The 16,339-nt window shown below is 71.3% G+C and carries 14 protein-coding genes; 4 read left to right on the top strand and 10 right to left on the bottom strand.

The window, feature by feature from the left end; translation table 11 throughout:
- Positions 1–10: 10 nt before the first annotated feature.
- The 4 genes from ACZ5WE_RS12710 to ACZ5WE_RS12725 all read right to left on the bottom strand — a co-directional run bounded on the left by ACZ5WE_RS12710 (position 11) and on the right by ACZ5WE_RS12725 (position 5,223).
- Positions 11–673 carry a response regulator gene (locus ACZ5WE_RS12710; RefSeq protein ID WP_467685830.1) on the bottom strand — a complete coding sequence of 221 codons (663 nt, stop codon included), beginning with the start codon at positions 671–673 and terminating at the stop codon, positions 11–13.
- Complete coding sequence (locus ACZ5WE_RS12715; protein WP_467685832.1) at positions 670–1,998, bottom strand: sensor histidine kinase; 1,329 nt, start codon at positions 1,996–1,998, stop codon at positions 670–672. Before ACZ5WE_RS12715 ends, ACZ5WE_RS12710 begins: the two co-directional genes overlap by 4 nt.
- A gap of 685 nt (positions 1,999–2,683) precedes the next feature.
- Complete coding sequence (locus tag ACZ5WE_RS12720; protein WP_467685834.1) at positions 2,684–4,297, bottom strand: ABC transporter permease; 1,614 nt, start codon at positions 4,295–4,297, stop codon at positions 2,684–2,686.
- Positions 4,294–5,223: an ABC transporter ATP-binding protein gene (locus ACZ5WE_RS12725; RefSeq protein ID WP_467685836.1), complete on the bottom strand. Its 930-nt coding sequence runs from the start codon at positions 5,221–5,223 to the stop codon at positions 4,294–4,296. Before ACZ5WE_RS12725 ends, ACZ5WE_RS12720 begins: the two co-directional genes overlap by 4 nt.
- A 124-nt stretch (positions 5,224–5,347) precedes the next feature.
- Here ACZ5WE_RS12725 and ACZ5WE_RS12730 point away from each other — a divergent pair, with 124 nt between their 5' ends.
- Positions 5,348–5,845, top strand: a complete 498-nt coding sequence (locus ACZ5WE_RS12730; RefSeq protein ID WP_467685838.1) for a GbsR/MarR family transcriptional regulator — start codon at positions 5,348–5,350, stop codon at positions 5,843–5,845.
- Between the two features lie 21 nt (positions 5,846–5,866).
- On the opposite strand, the gene ACZ5WE_RS12735 is transcribed toward ACZ5WE_RS12730, so the two are convergent.
- Positions 5,867–6,748, bottom strand: a complete 882-nt coding sequence (locus tag ACZ5WE_RS12735; protein WP_467685840.1) for a diacylglycerol kinase family protein — start codon at positions 6,746–6,748, stop codon at positions 5,867–5,869.
- 131 nt (positions 6,749–6,879) lie between these two features.
- On the opposite strand from ACZ5WE_RS12735, the gene ACZ5WE_RS12740 reads away from it, so the two are divergent.
- Positions 6,880–8,163: an adenylosuccinate synthase gene (locus ACZ5WE_RS12740; RefSeq protein WP_249588735.1), complete on the top strand. Its 1,284-nt coding sequence runs from the start codon at positions 6,880–6,882 to the stop codon at positions 8,161–8,163.
- Positions 8,164–8,197: 34 nt separating this feature from the next.
- On the opposite strand, the gene ACZ5WE_RS12745 is transcribed toward ACZ5WE_RS12740, so the two are convergent.
- The 4 genes from ACZ5WE_RS12745 to ACZ5WE_RS12760 form a co-directional block, all read right to left on the bottom strand.
- Positions 8,198–9,745, bottom strand: coding sequence for a substrate-binding domain-containing protein (locus ACZ5WE_RS12745; RefSeq protein ID WP_467685842.1), 1,548 nt, complete (start codon positions 9,743–9,745; stop codon positions 8,198–8,200).
- Positions 9,746–9,866: 121 nt separating this feature from the next.
- Positions 9,867–11,837, bottom strand: a complete 1,971-nt coding sequence (locus ACZ5WE_RS12750; protein WP_467685844.1) for a serine/threonine-protein kinase — start codon at positions 11,835–11,837, stop codon at positions 9,867–9,869.
- A 79-nt stretch (positions 11,838–11,916) separates the two neighbouring features.
- Positions 11,917–12,420 carry a MarR family winged helix-turn-helix transcriptional regulator gene (locus tag ACZ5WE_RS12755; RefSeq protein WP_467685846.1) on the bottom strand — a complete coding sequence of 168 codons (504 nt, stop codon included), beginning with the start codon at positions 12,418–12,420 and terminating at the stop codon, positions 11,917–11,919.
- The gene (locus tag ACZ5WE_RS12760; protein WP_467685848.1) at positions 12,417–13,013 is read right to left on the bottom strand and encodes a DJ-1/PfpI family protein; all 597 of its coding nucleotides are present in this window, start codon (positions 13,011–13,013) and stop codon (positions 12,417–12,419) included. Before ACZ5WE_RS12760 ends, ACZ5WE_RS12755 begins: the two co-directional genes overlap by 4 nt.
- Positions 13,014–13,163: 150 nt before the next feature.
- On the opposite strand from ACZ5WE_RS12760, the gene ACZ5WE_RS12765 reads away from it, so the two are divergent.
- Both ACZ5WE_RS12765 and ACZ5WE_RS12770 read left to right on the top strand, forming a co-directional pair.
- Entirely contained in the window at positions 13,164–13,829 is a 666-nt protein-coding gene (locus ACZ5WE_RS12765) for a DUF4956 domain-containing protein (protein WP_467685850.1), read from the top strand.
- Positions 13,826–14,644, top strand: coding sequence for a VTC domain-containing protein (locus ACZ5WE_RS12770; protein ID WP_467685852.1), 819 nt, complete (start codon positions 13,826–13,828; stop codon positions 14,642–14,644). Before ACZ5WE_RS12765 ends, ACZ5WE_RS12770 begins: the two co-directional genes overlap by 4 nt.
- Here the strand turns inward: ACZ5WE_RS12770 and ACZ5WE_RS12775 are convergent.
- Positions 14,571–15,929 (bottom strand): sensor histidine kinase, encoded by a 1,359-nt coding sequence (locus ACZ5WE_RS12775; protein WP_467685854.1) that lies wholly within the window; start codon positions 15,927–15,929, stop codon positions 14,571–14,573. The genes ACZ5WE_RS12770 and ACZ5WE_RS12775 overlap by 74 nt on opposite strands.
- Between the last annotated feature and the right edge of the window lie 410 nt (positions 15,930–16,339).

Consider the following 16,339-nt stretch of genomic DNA (forward strand, 5'->3'; position numbering starts at 1 on the left):
CCGGAAGAGGTCAGCCCGGCGTGACCAGCCTTGCCTCGTACGCGAAGACCGCCGCCTGCGTACGGTCCCGCAGCCCCAGTTTCACCAGGATGCGGCTCACGTGCGTCTTGATGGTCGACTCGGCGACGACGAGACGCGAGGCGATCTCCCCGTTGGACAGACCCTGGGCGATGAGGACGAGCACCTCCGTCTCGCGCTCGGTGAGCTCGCCGTACTGCTGCGCCGTCGCCGAGAGGCGCGGTGTCTCGCCGAGCTTGGAGAACTCGGTGATGAGGCGGCGCGTGACGGACGGCGCGAGGAGGGCTTCGCCCGCCGCCACGACCCGTACACCGTCGGCGAGTTGACGCGCGGACGCGTCCTTCAGAAGGAAGCCGGAGGCACCCGCCCGCAACGCCTGATAAACGTACTCGTCGAGGTCGAACGTGGTGAGGACGAGGACCTTCGACGTGACGTCCGCCGCGACGATCTCACGGGTCGCCTCGATGCCGTTCAGGACGGGCATGCGGATGTCCATCAGGACGACGTCCGGGGTGAGCTCGCGGACGCGGTCGACCGCCTCGCGGCCGTTGACCGCCTCGCCCACGACCTCGATGTCCGGCATGGCGTTGAGCAGGACGGAGAAACCTTCGCGGACCATCATCTGGTCGTCGGCGATCAGTACGCGGATCGTCATTCCTGGCCTCCGGTGGGTTCCGACGCGGACGCGACCGGCAGGAACACGGTGACTTCGTAGCCGCCGTCGGCGGTCTCCTCGGTCGTCATCTCGCCGTCCAGCATCGTGACACGCTCCCGCATGCCGGTGAGGCCGTGTCCCGCTCCGGGGGAGGGCTTGACCAGGCCGGTCGCGGGCCCGTTGACGATGCGCAGCCCCAATCCACCCAGCACATAACCGACCTCGACACGGGCCGTGGCGCCGGGGGCGTGGCGCAGGGTGTTGCTCAGCGCCTCCTGGACGATGCGGTACGCGGAGAGCTCGACGCCCTGCGGGAGTTCGCGGACGGCTCCGGTGACGACCTTCTCGACGTCGAGGCCGGTCTCGCGGACGTTCGCGATGAGCCGGTCGAGGTCGCCGAGCGTGGGCTGCGGGGCGTCCGGCGCCTCGTAGTCCTCCGCGCGTACGACACCAAGGACGCGGCGCAGCTCCGTGAGCGCGGCCACGGCGTTCTCGCGGATCGTGACGAACGCCTGCTCGAGCTCCGGGGGCGGGTTCTCGACGCGGTAGGGCGCGGCTTCCGCCTGGATGGCGACGACCGACATGTGGTGCGCGACCACGTCGTGCAGTTCGCGCGCGATGTTCGTCCGCTCCTCCAGGAGGGTGCGCTTGCCGCGCTCCATGGCGGTGACCGTCCGCTGGACGCTGACCTCGCGCTGGGCCTCGCGTCGGATGTGTACGAGGGATGCGGCGAGGAGGGCGAGCGCGGAGAGGAAGAGCATCTCCGGGAGGTTCGTCGAGTACCCCGGGCTGAGGAAGACCTCGGCGGTGATGCCGTACGCCGCCGTGGCCACCCACATCCACGCGGCGGTGCGGGGGCGGGTCCGCAGGGTGATCACCGTCATCACGGTGATGTGCGCGAAGAAGACGCTGTCGGCCCACGGATAGCTGCTGTCCCAGTGGCTGCCGATGGCGGCGGAGAACGGGGTGGTCGCGAGCAGGATCCACCAGGCGGCGACGGGCCTGAGGAGGGTCATGGCGACGGCGGCGGCCGGGACGAGACCGGTGAGGACGTAGTCGAGGCCGCCGGTGTCGTCCGCGTAGGCGATGAGGAAGGTGAAGAAGGCCGCGGCGATGACCGCCGCGTGCGGGGCCCAGCCGGCGTACTGGCGTATGCGGGCGGGGAGGCGCCGGGTCAGCGGGCCGTCCGTACGTTTCGCTTGCAGCGGGCGGTAGGCGAAGGCGTCCCGGAAGAGGTCCTGCCGAAGCCCTCCGATCGCACCCGCGGCCAGACGGAACTCCGGGCTGCGGTTGCTGCTGGGGGCATTCTTGGTCGCGTCAGTCACGCTTACGAAGGTACGGGGCGGCTTGACCGGGGTCGTCCCGCCAGGGAGGGGTCCTCGGGGGTCCGTCCCAGGTACTACACGGGGGCCCTTGCCTGAACGGAACCCCGGCCGACCCGCCACCCTACGCCGGACTCCTCCCGTTCGGGCTTCCCCCGCCCACCCGCCCGGCGCCCTGCATCCGCCGTTGCCCGGACGGGCTTTTCCCGCCCACCCGCCCGGCGCCCTGCATCCGCGTTGTGCGGACGAGCTTTTCCCACCCACCGCCCAGCGCCCTGCATCCGCCCTCGCCCGGACGGGCTTTCCCGCCCGCCCGGCACCTTGCGTCCGGCTTCTCCGCGGACGGGTTTTCCACCCGCCGGCCCGGCACCCTGCATCTGATCTTTCCGGGACGGGTCTCCCTCCCCCCAGCCCGCCCGGCCCCCTGCATCCGACCTCTCCCACCCACCGGCCCGGCACCCCGCGTCCGCCCTTGCCTGGAGTGGCCTTTCCCGCCCGCCCGGAACCCTGCACCGCCCCACCCCGCACGAGCTTTTCCCACCTACTCGCCCGATTACCCCCGGGGTTTCGGGTGGGTGGGTGGGAAAAGCTTGTTCGGGGTGGTCGGGTGGCTGGGCGGGAGAGCCGTTCGGGCCGCGGGCGAGGGGTGGGTGGGGGGAGAGGGCGGGCGGCGGGGGCGGGTGCCGGGTTATGTCGTCAGGTCCCTGCGGCGCAGGCCCGTCAGGCCCGCAGTGGACAACGCCGCCGCGATGGCGAGGAGCGTCACCACCGGCCCCCAAGCCATCGCAGAGCCCGGCACCTTCGGAAGGTGGCCGAAAGGAGAGACGTCCATCGCCACCTGCGGGAGGTCCAGGGCCGGGCCGATCCAGCCGAGCGCCAGGCAGACACCGGCCACACCCCAGGCAAGCACCGCCGCCCGAGGGAAGGCCCCCACCAGCAGCACCGCGACCCCGCCCAGCGCCCACACCGCCGCGACCTGCACCAGGCACGCCCCCAGGATCGGCCCGAGGTCCTTCCCGTACCCGAGAGCGAGACCGAGCCCGCCCACCAGCATCAGCAGCACCGCACCACCGAAGGCGATGACCAGGTGGCCGCCGGCCCAGCGGAGCCGTCCCACCGCGCCCGCGAGGACCGGCTCCGCCCGCTGTGAGGTCTCCTCGCCGTGCAGCCGCAGCACCGAAGCGACGACGTACAGCGAGGCGACCATCCCGAGCAGGCCGACCATCGTGGCGAGGAAGGCGTCCGTGAGGCCGGACTGGCCGCCCATCCGCTCGATGATCTCCCGGGTGTCGGCGTTGTCGCCGACGATGTCCGCCGCCCCCTCGACCATCCCGCCGAAGACCACGCCGGACGCCAGGAAGCCGAGCGTCCAGCCCAGCACGCTCCCGCGCTGCAGCCGCCACGCGAGGCCGCCCGCCGTGGCGAGCCCGCCCTTCGCCGGTCCCGGCCGGGTCGGCAGGAAGCTCATCCCCACGTCGCGCCGCCCCGCCAGGCCGTACGCGACAGCCCCCTGCGCCACGATCGCGGCGGCGATCAGGACCAGCACCCACCACCGCTCATCGGCGTAGGCGCGGAGGTTCTCCGTCCAGCCGAGCGGTGAGGCCCAGGTCAGCACGGACTGCCCGCGCTCACTCCCGGCGTCACCCGCGGCCTTGAGCACGTACGCGGCCCCCAGCACCCCGGACGTAAGACCCTTGGCGAGCCGCGCGCTCTCCGTGAGCTGGGCGACGATCGCCGCCATGGTGGCGAAGAGCATGCCGGTGCCCGCCACGCCGAGCCCGAGCGCGAGGGCACCGGCCGAGCCCTGCCCGGCCATCCCGCCGGCGATGAGCAGGCCCACGGCCGCGTCGGCCACGAACGCGGCGAGCAGCGCGGCGGTCAGCGGCGCGCGCCGCCCCACCATCGCGGCGGAGATCATCTCCTGGCGTCCGGTCTCCTCCTCCTCGCGCGTGTGCCGTACGACGATGATCAGGCTCATCACGGCCGCGAGGATCGCGGCGTAGACGCCGATGCGCCAGGCGGAGAGCGCGCCGACCGAGTCCCCGAAGACCGGCGAATACAGCGCCCGCATCGAGGAGTTGGCGTTCATCGACCGCATGGCGTCGGCCCGCTCGGCAGCCGTGCCGTACGTCTGCTCCAGGGAGCCCGGCATCGCGAGGACCATGCCGGCGACGACGAGGACCCAGACCGGCATCATGACGCGGTCACGCCGCAGAGCGAGCCTCAACAGAACGCCCGTACCGGCGAGTTGGCGTGATCCTCCGGTGCGCGTCTCGAACCGCGTCGTGGCCACGGCGGTCATCGCGACACCCTCTCGTCGGTCCGGACGTCGTCCTGGTAGTGCCGCAGGAAAAGCTCTTCGAGGGTGGGCGGCGTGGACAGGAGCGACCGGATCCCGGAGTCGGCGAGCGAGCGAAGGACCGCGTCCAGCTTGTCGGACTCGACCTGGAGCTTGACGCGATGCCCGGATGCGTCCCCCTGTCCGGATACGTCGACGTCGTGCACGCCGGGCAGCCGCGCGAGCCCGTTGGGCGGCCCCGCAAGCTCGGCGGTGACGCTGGTCCGCGTCAGATGGCGCAGGTCGGCGAGCGATCCGCTCTCGGCGGTCTGCCCCTTCCTGATGATGCTGACGCGGTCGCAGAGCGTCTCCACCTCGCTGAGGATGTGCGAGGACAGGAGGATGGTGCGGCCCCGGCCCCGCTCCTCCTCGACGCACGCCTGGAAGACCTCCTCCATGAGCGGGTCGAGCCCGGAGGTGGGCTCGTCGAGGATCAGCACGTCGACGTCCGACGCGAAGGCGGCGACGAGGGCGACCTTCTGCCGGTTGCCCTTGGAGTACGTGCGCCCCTTCTTCGTCGGGTCGAGTTCGTACCGCTCGACGAGGTCGGCCCTGCGTGCCCGGTCGAGGCCGCCGCGCAGCTTCCCGTACAGATCGATGACCTCGCCGCCGGAGAGGTTCCGCCACAGGGTGACGTCACCCGGTACGTACGCCACGCGCCGGTGCAGTTCCACCGCGTCGCTCCACGGGTCCTTGCCGAGGAGCTGGGCGGCGCCGGAGTCCGCGCGGAGCAGGCCGAGCAGGACCCGGATGGTCGTGGACTTCCCGGAGCCGTTGGGGCCGAGGAAGCCGTGCACCTCGCCGGCCTCGACGTCGAGGTCGAGGCCGTCCAGCGCGTGCGTCCGTCCGAACGACTTGTGCAGTCCGGAGACGCTGATTGCCTTCGTCATGTTTCGGAACCTACGCTAGTTTCACAAACTTGTGAAGTTAAGGAAGCGTATAAACTCGAAGAGCCACGCAGGGCCACGCAGGGCCACGAACGGCCACGACAGCACAAGGGGAGATGATCAGCGCATGCCCAAGGAGTCCGCACCGCTGCCGCGCGACGGCGAGCTCGTCGGCCGTTTCGTCGAGCAGTTCGCCGCGCAGCTGGTCGAGGCGGGCATGCCGAGGATGCCCGCCAGGATCTTCGCGGCGCTCCTCGCCTCCGACTCGGGCGCGCTGACCTCGGCGGAGCTGGGAGAACAGCTCCAGGTGAGCCCGGCGGCGGTCTCGGGGGCAGTCCGCTACCTCACGCAGCAGCACATGGTCGCCCGGGAGCGCGAGCCCGGCTCCCGGCGCGACCTCTTCCGGGTGCACAGCAACCAGTGGTACGAGGCGCTCGCCAACCGTGACGGGGTCCTCAAGCGCTGGGAGTCGGCCCTGCGCGACGGCGTCACGAGCCTCGGCGCCGACACCCCGGCGGGCCGCCGCATGGCCGAGACGCTCGCCTTCTTCGAGTTCGTCGAGCACGAGATCGCGGGAATGCTGGAGCGGTGGCGGGAGCACCGGGAGAGCCTGTTCGGCAAGTAGGGCGGTCCGCCCACCCGCTCCTCACCGAGGCAGCATCAAGCCCCAGGCACTGGCCCGCACCGACCATGTCCGCGTCCGCACAGGCCCCCCGACCACCGCATCCGCCCGGTAGCGGAAATCCGCCCCGGACACGGTGATCGTCCGCGCCCGCACCCGCAGGGCCTCGGCCGCCGCGCCCACCGAGGACGGCCGCACCTCGACCTCCGCGAGACCGTCGGCCCCCGGACGCACGGAGACGCCCTCCACCGGCTGGTCCAGATCCACCACGAGCACCCCGTCCGCCTCCACCCGCAGCCGCGCGGGAGCGGGGCCCGGCGCGGACGCCACGCGCGAGGGGCGCGCGAGGGTGCGTACCAAGGACTGGCAGGTGCGCAGCCACGGGTGGCCGTCCACCGCCGTGCTGCCGCTCCCGGAGGCCGCCGTGCTCCCGGAGCCCGCCGAGACGACGGGCGGGATCCGCAGCGTCCCGAGCACCACACCGTCGCTGTCGTCGACGAGCAGATCCAGCCGCCGCTCGGCACCTTCGAGCACCGCACGGGCCGCCGCGACGGCCCCGAGCGGCACTCCGAGCGCCCGGGAAAGTACTTGGGAGGCCCCCACAGGGACGACCGAGACCAGGCACGAACTGAGCTCGCGCTCGCGGTGCAGGGCCGCGACCATACGCAGCAGCGCCCGGTCGTCCCCGATCACCACGGGACGCCGCGCACCCCTTCTGGCCAGGGCTTTCGCGAAGTCCTCGGGCCCTTCCGGCAGGCAGATCCGGATGGCCGCACCCGCGCCGAGTACGTCCTTCGCGATCCGTACCGACTCACCGTCCGTGCGCCGGGCGACCGGGTCGATGACGACTAGCAGCTGGTCGCGAGCCGACAACGTGCGCCCCTTTTCTGAGTCCTCGGGTAGCATCTTTGTGCAAGAGCCCCTTGCGCTATTGCGCCAGGGGCTTCGTCTATTCCGGGGCAGCATCCAAGGCACACCCATATGGCGGCTACGGCCCCTGACCTTGGACATGCCCCGCCCGGAAGGGGTGTACGCCTGTGCCCGCACTTGTGCTGCTCGGTGCTCAGTGGGGTGACGAAGGCAAGGGAAAGGCCACCGACCTGCTCGGTGGCTCCGTGGACTATGTAGTGCGATACCAGGGCGGCAACAACGCCGGCCACACGGTCGTCGTAGGCGACCAGAAGTACGCGCTGCATCTCCTCCCTTCCGGGATTCTCTCCCCGGACTGCGTGCCAGTCATCGGCAACGGAGTCGTCGTCGACCCGTCGGTCCTGCTCTCCGAGCTGAGCGGTCTGAACGAGCGCGGCGTCGACACGTCGAAGCTGCTGATCAGCGGTAACGCGCACATCATCACGCCGTACAACGTGACCGTCGACAAGGTGACGGAACGCTTCCTCGGCAAGCGCAAGATCGGCACGACCGGCCGCGGCATCGGCCCGACGTACGCCGACAAGATCAACCGCACCGGCATCCGCGTCCAGGACCTCTACGACCAGTCGATCCTGGAGCAGAAGGTCGAGGCGGCCCTCGAGGTCAAGAACCAGCTCCTCACCAAGCTCTACAACCGCCGCGCCATCGAGGTCGGCCAGATCGTCGAGCAGCTCCTGGAGCACGGCGAGAACATCAAGCAGTACGTCGCCGACACCACCCTGATCCTCAACAACGCGCTCGACGAGGACAAGGTCGTCCTCTTCGAGGGCGGTCAGGGCACGCTCCTGGACGTGGACCACGGCACGTATCCCTTCGTCACCTCCTCGAACCCGACCGCGGGCGGCGCCTGCACGGGTACGGGCGTCGGCCCGACGAAGATCAGCCGCGTCATCGGCATCCTGAAGGCGTACACGACCCGCGTCGGCGCGGGCCCGTTCCCGACGGAGCTCTTCGACCAGGACGGCGAGGACCTGCGCCGCATCGGCGGCGAGCGCGGTGTCACCACCGGCCGTGACCGCCGCTGCGGCTGGTTCGACGCACCGATCGCGCGCTACGCGACCCGCGTGAACGGCCTGACGGACTTCTTCCTCACGAAGCTGGACGTCCTGACGGGCTGGGAGCAGATCCCGGTCTGCGTCGCGTACGAGATCGACGGCAAGCGCGTCGAGGAGCTCCCGTACAACCAGACCGACTTCCACCACGCGAAGCCGGTCTACGAGTACCTCCCCGGCTGGTCCGAGGACATCACCAAGGCCCAGACCTTCTCCGACCTGCCGAAGAACGCGCAGGGTTACGTGAAGGCCCTGGAGGAGATGTCCGGCGCCCCGATCTCCGCGATCGGCGTGGGCCCGGGCCGCACGGAGACGATCGAGATCAACTCGTTCATCTAGCGGACCTCATCTAGCGGACCTCAGCCGGCGGACCTCAGCCGGCGGATCGGTCCTCCCCGCACATCCGCAGTCCCACGGGCGTCTGGCACGGCAGGTGCCCGTGGGTGCGGACCACGTCCTGGCCGTTTCCGCGGATCGCGTACGCGAGGAAGCTCGACGCCAGGGAGTCGGCGGGCGGGCTGCCGTAGGTGTAGGCGTACTCGATCTCGCGGTAGGGGTAGCCGCTGGACTGGATGTGGTCGATGGACGGCGCGTGGCCGTCCAGGTTCAGGCGGTGCATGCCCCCCAGCGTGGTCGCGTTGCGCAGCTCGCTGTAGCCGATCGCGCCCGGGGTGGCGGCGACGGTGTCCAGAACCTGGTCCGTGGAGTCGAGTTCGCAGCGGATCACCGGCGCCCGGGGGCCGATGTCCTTGGTCAGGCAGTCGCTCGAGGACTCCTGGATCTCCGGGGTGCCCTTGAGGACCCGCTGCTGGAGGGTGACCCGCGTGCCGGAGCTCGACCCCCGGCTGACCAGGACGACCGGCAGATCGGGGCCGCCGCGCAGCTCCTTCCAGTTGCGGATCTCGCCGGTGAAGAGGCGGCGTACGTCCGTCGTGGAGAGGTTCTTGACCGGCACCCTGTCGTTCAGGACGAGGGCGAACAGGGACACCGCCACCCTCGTCTCGCTCAGCTGCGAGTAGCTGCCCGGGCGCGGCCCGTCGGAGAAGGCGATCACCGGCGGTGAGCCCTCGCCGGGTTCGGCGTCCGTCGCGGCCAACTCCCTTACGCCGCCCCGGCTTCCGTGCGCGCTCACCTCGATGTCCGAGCCCTCGCAGTCCTTCATGTACTTGTCCGCGAGCTCGGTGGCCACCGGCTCGAACGCGGTCGAACCCGTCAGGGTGAGGCCGCCCTTCTCGCAGTACGAGGGCGGCGGCTGCGTGTCGGGGCGCAGGATGAGGCCCGCGAGGCCGAGGATCACCAGGCTCAGCGCGATGGCCGTCCGCTGCGAGAGCCTGCTGAACACCGGCGGCTTCTCGTCGGGCGCCGCGCTGTGGTTCTCGTGGGTCTCGCCGCCCTGGATGCCGCCGATGACGGTGTAGCCGCTGTCGACGGGGCCGCCGGTCAGCAGGACCAGGAGCTTGTAGTACTCACCTCGGTTGAGCGGCACGCGCGGGATGTGCAGCCGGCCCGACTCGTAGCCGAGGCCCGTGCCGGGGGCGAAGTGCTCCATCAGGTGGTCGGCTTCGGGCGGCAGTGTCACCGCCACGGCGCGGATCGTGCGGTTCTCGAAGACCGCCGTCAGACCGTGCGGCGAGCGGCCCGTGTAGTCGGCGACGTCGATCGGCAGTGAGCCGTCGTTCTCGACGCGCAGCAGCACCAGCGTCGCGTCCGACATCTCGGGGGCCTCGTCGAAGAGGCCGAGGCGCGCGTTCGCGTCTCCCGTACGGACGTTGTCGCCTATCGCCGTGTCCATCTGCTTGCGGTAGCCGATGCGCTTGCGGCGCGGCACCCGGCGTTCGAGCAGCACGGGGACGAACGCGCCGGCGATGCCGACCAGGATGGCGAGCACGGCGATGATGTTCTCGGTGCCCAACCAGTTCATGGGCGGCACGGTAGGCGGCGGAGAGTGCCATCGGGCGGCCCTTGTCCGTACGGACAGGATCTGTTCGCCGGGGGTTCAACCAGCGGCGTACGGCGGCTGGTTCGGTGCCTCTGTCGCGGGCTCAGCCTTCCTTCTCGTACGTAAGACCCTTGTCCGTGCCCGTGTTCTCCCGGTGCAGCCTGCCGTTCGAGAGCAGCGTCACCGTGCTCGGCTGACCCGGCTTGCAGGAGCTCGCGGGCTGGCCGACGATCACGTCAGTCGGTCCGATGCGCAGGGTGTTGCCGCTCGTCGACTCCAACTTGCCCTGGAACACGCAGTGATACGTGCCGCCCGTGTCGGTCGGGCCGTCTGCCGTGATCGACACGACGGTGTCGCCGACTTCGCCCTGCTGGAGGACCAGGCGCCGTGTGTTCTGGCCCAGGTTGTTCTGGATGGATCCCTTCCAGGTGCCGAGGAACCTGTCCGGGATGGTGCCCTCCTTGTCCTCCTTGTCCTCCTTGGACGCGGGGGAGGTGGGTGTGGTCCCGGGTTCCGACGATCCGTCCTCGGTCGGCGTGCCGGGCGTCGAAGGGGCGTTGCTGGACGGCGACTTGGAGTTCGTGCCGCCCGCCTTCGTGGTGCCGTCGCCCTTCATCACCGCGTACACCGTGCCGCCCGCTCCTATGGCCACTATGACGGCCACCGCGATGAGCGCGGCGGTGGACCGCCCGCTGCGGCGCGGGGGTTCGCCCTGGGGGTGGGCGAGGGGGCCGTACGGAGGCGTGGGGCCGTACGGGCCTTGCTGGGGGTAGCCGTAGCCGTGCGGTGGTTGCTGGGGGTGCTGTTGGGGCTGGGGCTGGGGGTGTTGTTGCGGGTGTTGCTGGGGGTAGCCGTACGCCGGGCCCGGTGGGGGAGTGGGCGGCGCTGTCTGGCCGGTGATCATCGTGGGGAGGTGGTCCAAGGGGGCCGCCTCGCCCGGTTTGCCGGGCGGCGGCGGGGTGTCGCCCGCTGCGGGGGCGGGCCTCGCCCCGTTGCCCTCAGCGGAGGCGGAGGGAGCGGCAGCGGGATCGGGTTCGGGAGCCGCAGCGGCCCCAGCTCCGGCCCCAGCCCCGGCGGCTGCCCCAGCTCCGGCGGCGGCTGCAGCCCCGGCATCCGCCCCGGCGGCCTTGGGTGCGCCACCCACGCCCTCGTCCGGATTCTCCGTGTCGAGCAACTGAACGGCATGACGGCCGAGTTGGGCCACGAGCCCGCCCGGAAGCCAAGGGTCCCGCGTCCGGCCGCCGTCGCCGAGTGTGTCCTCCGCCCCCGTCCGCTCGAGGACCTGCTCCAGCGAAGGCCGGTCGGCGGGGTTCTTGCGCAGGCAGTCGCCGACCAGCTCGGCCAGCTCTTCCGGCAGCCCCTCCAGGTTCGGCTCCTCCTGCGCGATACGGAACATGAGCGCGTGCACGCCGCTGTTGGCCGTGCCGAAGGGCAGCGCGCCCGAAGCCGCGTACGCCAGGACCGAACCCAGGCAGAACACGTCGCAGGCGGGAGTGATCCGGTCGCCCCGCACCTGCTCGGGCGCCATGAAGCCGGGCGAACCGACGAGCGCGCCGGTGCGGGTCAGGCCGCCGTCGGTGACCGTTTCGAGCGCGCGGGCGATGCCGAAGTCGATGACGCGGGGGCCGTCGATCGTCACGAGCACGTTCGACGGTTTGAGGTCGCGGTGGATGAGGCCCGCCGCGTGGATGTCCTTGAGGGCGTTGGCGAGCCCGGCCGCCAGTATCTTCACGGACCGTTCGGGCAGCGGCCCGTGGTCGTGCGAGATGACGCTCTGGAGGGAGGGGCCCGCGACATACCCCGTGGCCAGCCAGGGGATCGTCGCCTCGGTGTCCGCGTCGAGCACCGGCGCGGTCCACGCGCCGCCGACCCGCCGCGCCGCCTGCACCTCCTGCCGGAAGCGGTTCCTGAACTCCTCCTGTTCGGCGAGCTCTTCACGCACCAGCTTCACCGCGACCGTACGTCCCCGGTCGGATCGCGCGAGATAGACGTGCCCCATGCCGCCCGCGCCGAGTCGCGCGAGCAGCCGATAGGCGCCTATTCGCTGTGGATCCCCGGGCCCCAGCTTCTCCATCGCCGCGCCGACCTCCCCCGTTGGTGTGCAACAGATCGAGGATAGTGGGGAGGTAGGACATCGGGGCACGGACTGCCTGCTACGGCTCCGTAACGGGTTGTTCCGTATCCGCTTCCAGATTTTTCATGATTACGGAGAGCCGCTCCAACACCCGCACCGTTTCGGCCAATTCCTCCTCGCCGAGCGCGTCCGCGAGCCGGGCGGCCACGTTCGCGTGGCCGGGGCTGATCCGCCGGACGGCGGCCAGGCCCTCGTCCGTGGGGCGCAGCAACTTGGCGCGGCGGTGGGCCGGGTTCGGCACGTACTCGGCGAGACCCCGCCGCACGAGGAGATCGGCGATGCGCTGCACGCTCTGCCGGGTGATACCCATCGCGCGGGCGATCCCCGCGACCGGCAGCGGCTCGCTCAGAACGGCGCCGAGCACCTGCCACCAGGCGGCGGTAAGGCCGCCGGGCTTGGCCAACTCCTCGGCCACCGACAGGAATTGGCCGTTGAGCCGGAACACTCCGATGGCCGTGCGGGAGAACAGATCCTGCTGCTCCCGCACCTTCTCCTCGTGTGCCTGGTTCGGGTCGGCGCTCACGATTCCAGCACCTCGTACGCGGACGCGTCCGAGTCGTGGAACAGGCGGTACCAGGCGTCGAGCTTCCCGCCCTCGAAGGCGCCGAGCCGCCCGAGGATCTCGCGGGCGAAGGCCACCGGCTCGGTGGGCCCTGCTGTGGTCAGACCGCCGTCGGTGACGGCGTCCACGTCGACGTACCGCTCGCCGCCCTTGTATCCGGTGGCCGCGAGGTAGAACGACACCGCGCTGGTGTGTGCGCGCTCGTCGAGCAGCCCCTCCCTGGCGAGCCCGGCGGTGGCCCCGCAGATCGCGGCGACCGGCACGTCCGCGTCGAGGAAGGCGCGGGCCGCGCGGCCGAAGGGGGCGAGGTCGTCGCCCGTGTCCCACAGGTCGGCGCCCGGCAGGATCAGCAGCGCGCTGTCCTCGGGCCGCAGCTCGGCGAGGGTCAGGTCGGGCTGGACGCGCATGCCGCCCACGGTGGTGACGGGGTCGAGCGAGTCCGCGGCGACGGTGCGGATCTCGTACCCGGCGCGGGCGAGGAACGCGGTGGCGTGTCCGGGCTCCCAGTCGGCGAGCGTGTCGTAAACGGCGAGGTGCACGGGCTTGCGGGTCATGACTGCCTCCACTGGGTGCGCTGCCGAGGTGTGTATGTAAGTATGTTGTCAAATCGACAGCATGCTGTCAATAGTCTTTCTGGCGGGGGCCCGGGTTCGTTAACTCCCACCGGGGGCGGGCTTAACCCGCCGGTCCCTAGCGTCCTGGCCATGGACAGCGCAGAGAACCTCGGACAGATGGCCGCCCACCTCGGCCTCGACCTGGTGGCCGTGACCCTGCTGACCTTCGGGGTCTTCTATCCACGCCACCGCAGAAGGGAGTTGGTCCCCGCCTACCTCGCCCTGAACGTCGCGCTCTTCGCGGTCGTCTCCGCCCTGGCGAGCGCCGGCGGCAACGGCGGGCTCGCGCTCGGCTTCGGGCTCTTCGGGGTGCTCTCGATCGTGCGGCTCCGCTCGGACGCGGTGCAGCACCAGGAAGTCGCGTACTACTTCATCACCCTCGTCCTCGGCCTCCTCTGCGGCCTTCCGGGCCTCGACCTGCCGGTGGCCGCCGGGCTCGCGGCCGTGCTGCTCCTGGTGATGTACGGGGCCGACCACCCCCGCCTCTTCGCCGGTGACCGGCGTGCCGTCATCACCCTGGACGCCGTGTACCGCGAGGAGAGCGCGCTCCGTGCCGAGCTTGCGCGGCGCCTGGGAGAGCCGCTCGGCTGGACCGTCCAGGAGGTCGACTACGTACGCGACCTGATGGTTCTGGAAGTCCGCTTCCGACAGCCGGAACCTTCCGAGCGCCCCGGGGAGTTCGTACGTACAGCACCACGACGCCGCACGACCCGGTCACGCACGCCTGCCGTCCCCCACCAGAAGGAGACCGTGTGAACCCCGCCGTACGCGCCATCGGACGGGCCGCGCTCGCCGCGCACCCCATCTCGCTCGACGAGGTCAACGCGCGCGCCGAGCTGCTCGCCCGCTACGACAACAGCTATCTCGTGCCGGTCGAGATCTTCGACGACCTGGCGGCGCTCCTGACCGATCCGCGTCGCGCGTCGGGGCCCTTCCGGGCGCTGAGCATCGGCGGAAAGCGCTGGTTCAGCTACCACTCGACGTACTACGACACCCCCGAGCTGCTGACCTACCACCACCACCGGCAGGGCAGACGGCTGCGCTACCGCATCCGGGAGCGGGTCTACCAGGACAGCGGTGAGCGGCAGTTCGAGATCAAGCTGAAGAGCGGCCGGGGCGAGACGGTCAAGCATCGGCAGCGGCTCGACGGCGACGCCCGCGTGCTCGACGCCGAGCGGCAGGGGTTCCTCGCGGGGGTGCTCAGGGGCTCGTACGGGATCGAGGCGCCCGGCGGGCTGACCAGGGCGCTGGTCACCGAGTACCAGCGGGCGACCTTCGTCGCCGACGGCCAGCGGATCACGTGTGACGCGGGGCTCGTGGTGCGGGACGTGGCCACGGGCCGCTCGGTGGCGGCGGACTCCGGGCTCGTCCTGGTGGAGACCAAGACGCAGGGGCATCTGACGGAGGCGGACCGTGTCCTTCACCGGTACGGGGTGCGGGCCGCGGAGTTCACGAAGTACTGCGGCGGGTTCGCGGCGCTGCGGCCCGAGTTGGGGGTCAATCGGTGGGCTCGGGCGGTCCGGGTCGCGTTTCCGAGGGCCGCGGGGGCCGGGGCGCCTGCGGGAAGGTGAGGGTCACCCGGGTGCCGCGGGTCGCGTCGGACGTGATGGCGAAGGCGCCGCCCGCGTCCTCCGCCGTCCGGCGTGCGATGTCGAGGCCGAGTCCCGTGGAGCCGCCGCCGCTGGTGCCCCGTTGTGCCGCGTAGGTCGGCGGGAGGCCGGGGCCTTCGTCGGCGACGGTGAGTTCGGCCTTGCCCTCCGGGGTGGTGCGGACGGCGATGCGGAAGGGGGTGCCCTGGGGGGTGTGGTCCAGAACATTCCCGATGAGGGCGTCGATGGCGGCGGTGAGGTCGTCCTCGGGGACGGGCACGGGGGCCGATTCCTGCGGGGCCGACGTCTCCGTCGTACGCCCCTGATCCTCCGCCAACGGCAGCCAGAACGTGGCGCGTTCGCGGGCCACGGCGGCCAGGTCGGCGTACGGGGCGTCGCGGAAGGGCCGACGGGCCTTGCGGATCACGTCGTCGACACTCCGCTCCAAGGCGGCGACGTCCGCGGCGATGCGGTGCGCGTCCTCCGTGTCGCGGAGGGTCTCGGCGTCCAGGCGGAGGGCGGCGACGGGGGTGCGCAGGCGGTGGGCGAGGTCGGCGGCGTTCTCGCGTTCGGCGGTGAGGAGTTCCTCGATGCGGGTGGCGAGGTGGTTCAGCTGGCCCGCGACCAGGCGGAGTTCGGGCGGGCCCTCGGGTGTGGCGCGGGCGGTGAGGTCCCCGGCGGCGAGGCGGTCCGCGGTGCCGGCGAGCCGTCGGGTGGCGCCGACAAGCCGGGCGCCGAGCCGGTCGGCCAGCAGCAGCCCGATGAGAACGAGACCGACCCCGATCCCGGCGAGGACGAGCCAGGAGGTCATGGTCCCGGCGTACAACTGCCGCTCGGTGACGCTGACTTGCACGACGGCGGTGCCACCGGCCGCGCCCTGCACGGGGACGAGGACCTGCCGTCCGCCGGTTGAGGGCTCGTAGGTGAAGGCACGTCCGGTACGGGCAAGCCGGATGGCGTCCGTGACGCGGGCCTCGGCCCGGCGCCCGGGGTCCGGCCCGATGACGGACCCGTCCCCGAGCACGAGCGAAGTAACCGGCAGATTCCGCGCGTTGACGCTCTCCACGGTCTGCTCGGCGGTCTCACGCTCGTCCGGTGTGGCAAGAGCGGGCCCAAGGGCGTGCGCCACCCACTGGGCCCGGGCGGTGGCTTCGGCGGTGGTGCGGTCGGCGGCGTGGGTGCGGGTGAGGAGGGTGAGAGGGACGAGAAGGGCGGTCAGTACGAGGGCGGTGGTGGCGGCGGTGAGGAGAAGCAGACTGCGCCGCATCAGCTGTCCCCTGGGCGTTGGCTGGACCACTCGCTGCGGCTGCTGGCCCCTGGGCGTTGGCTGGCCCCTGGGCCTTGAGTAGACCACTCACAGTTGGCCCCTGGGCCTTGACTGGACAACTCGCTGCGGCTGCCGGCCCCTGGGCCTTGACTGGACAACTCGCTGCGGCTGCTGGCCTCTGGGCCTTGAGCAGAGCACTCACAGCTGGCCCCTGGGCCTTGGCCGGACCCCTCGCTGCGGCTGGTGGCCCCTGGGTCTTGACTGGACCATTCACAGCTGGCCCCTGGGTCTTGACTGGACCACTCGCTGCGGCTGCTGGCCCCTGGGCCTTGGCCGGACCCCTCGCTGCGGCTGGTGGCCCCTGGGTCTTGACTGGACCATTCACAGCTGGCCCCTGGGTCTTGACTGGA

Source organism: Streptomyces sp. NPDC033180 (assembly GCF_055577645.1).

Bases quoted from the DNA above. Each gene is read 5' to 3' on its own strand.
- ACZ5WE_RS12775 (WP_467685854.1), bottom strand. From the start codon at position 15,929: ATGCGGCGCAGTCTGCTTCTCCTCACCGCCGCCACCACCGCCCTCGTA.
- ACZ5WE_RS12710 (WP_467685830.1), bottom strand. From the start codon at position 673: ATGACGATCCGCGTACTGATCGCCGACGACCAGATGATGGTCCGCGAA.
- ACZ5WE_RS12725 (WP_467685836.1), bottom strand. From the start codon at position 5,223: ATGACGAAGGCAATCAGCGTCTCCGGACTGCACAAGTCGTTCGGACGG.
- ACZ5WE_RS12720 (WP_467685834.1), bottom strand. From the start codon at position 4,297: ATGACCGCCGTGGCCACGACGCGGTTCGAGACGCGCACCGGAGGATCA.
- ACZ5WE_RS12765 (WP_467685850.1), top strand. From the start codon at position 13,164: ATGGACAGCGCAGAGAACCTCGGACAGATGGCCGCCCACCTCGGCCTC.
- ACZ5WE_RS12760 (WP_467685848.1), bottom strand. From the start codon at position 13,013: ATGACCCGCAAGCCCGTGCACCTCGCCGTTTACGACACGCTCGCCGAC.
- ACZ5WE_RS12745 (WP_467685842.1), bottom strand. From the start codon at position 9,745: ATGAACTGGTTGGGCACCGAGAACATCATCGCCGTGCTCGCCATCCTG.
- ACZ5WE_RS12735 (WP_467685840.1), bottom strand. From the start codon at position 6,748: ATGCTACCCGAGGACTCAGAAAAGGGGCGCACGTTGTCGGCTCGCGAC.
- ACZ5WE_RS12730 (WP_467685838.1), top strand. From the start codon at position 5,348: ATGCCCAAGGAGTCCGCACCGCTGCCGCGCGACGGCGAGCTCGTCGGC.
- ACZ5WE_RS12750 (WP_467685844.1), bottom strand. From the start codon at position 11,837: ATGGAGAAGCTGGGGCCCGGGGATCCACAGCGAATAGGCGCCTATCGG.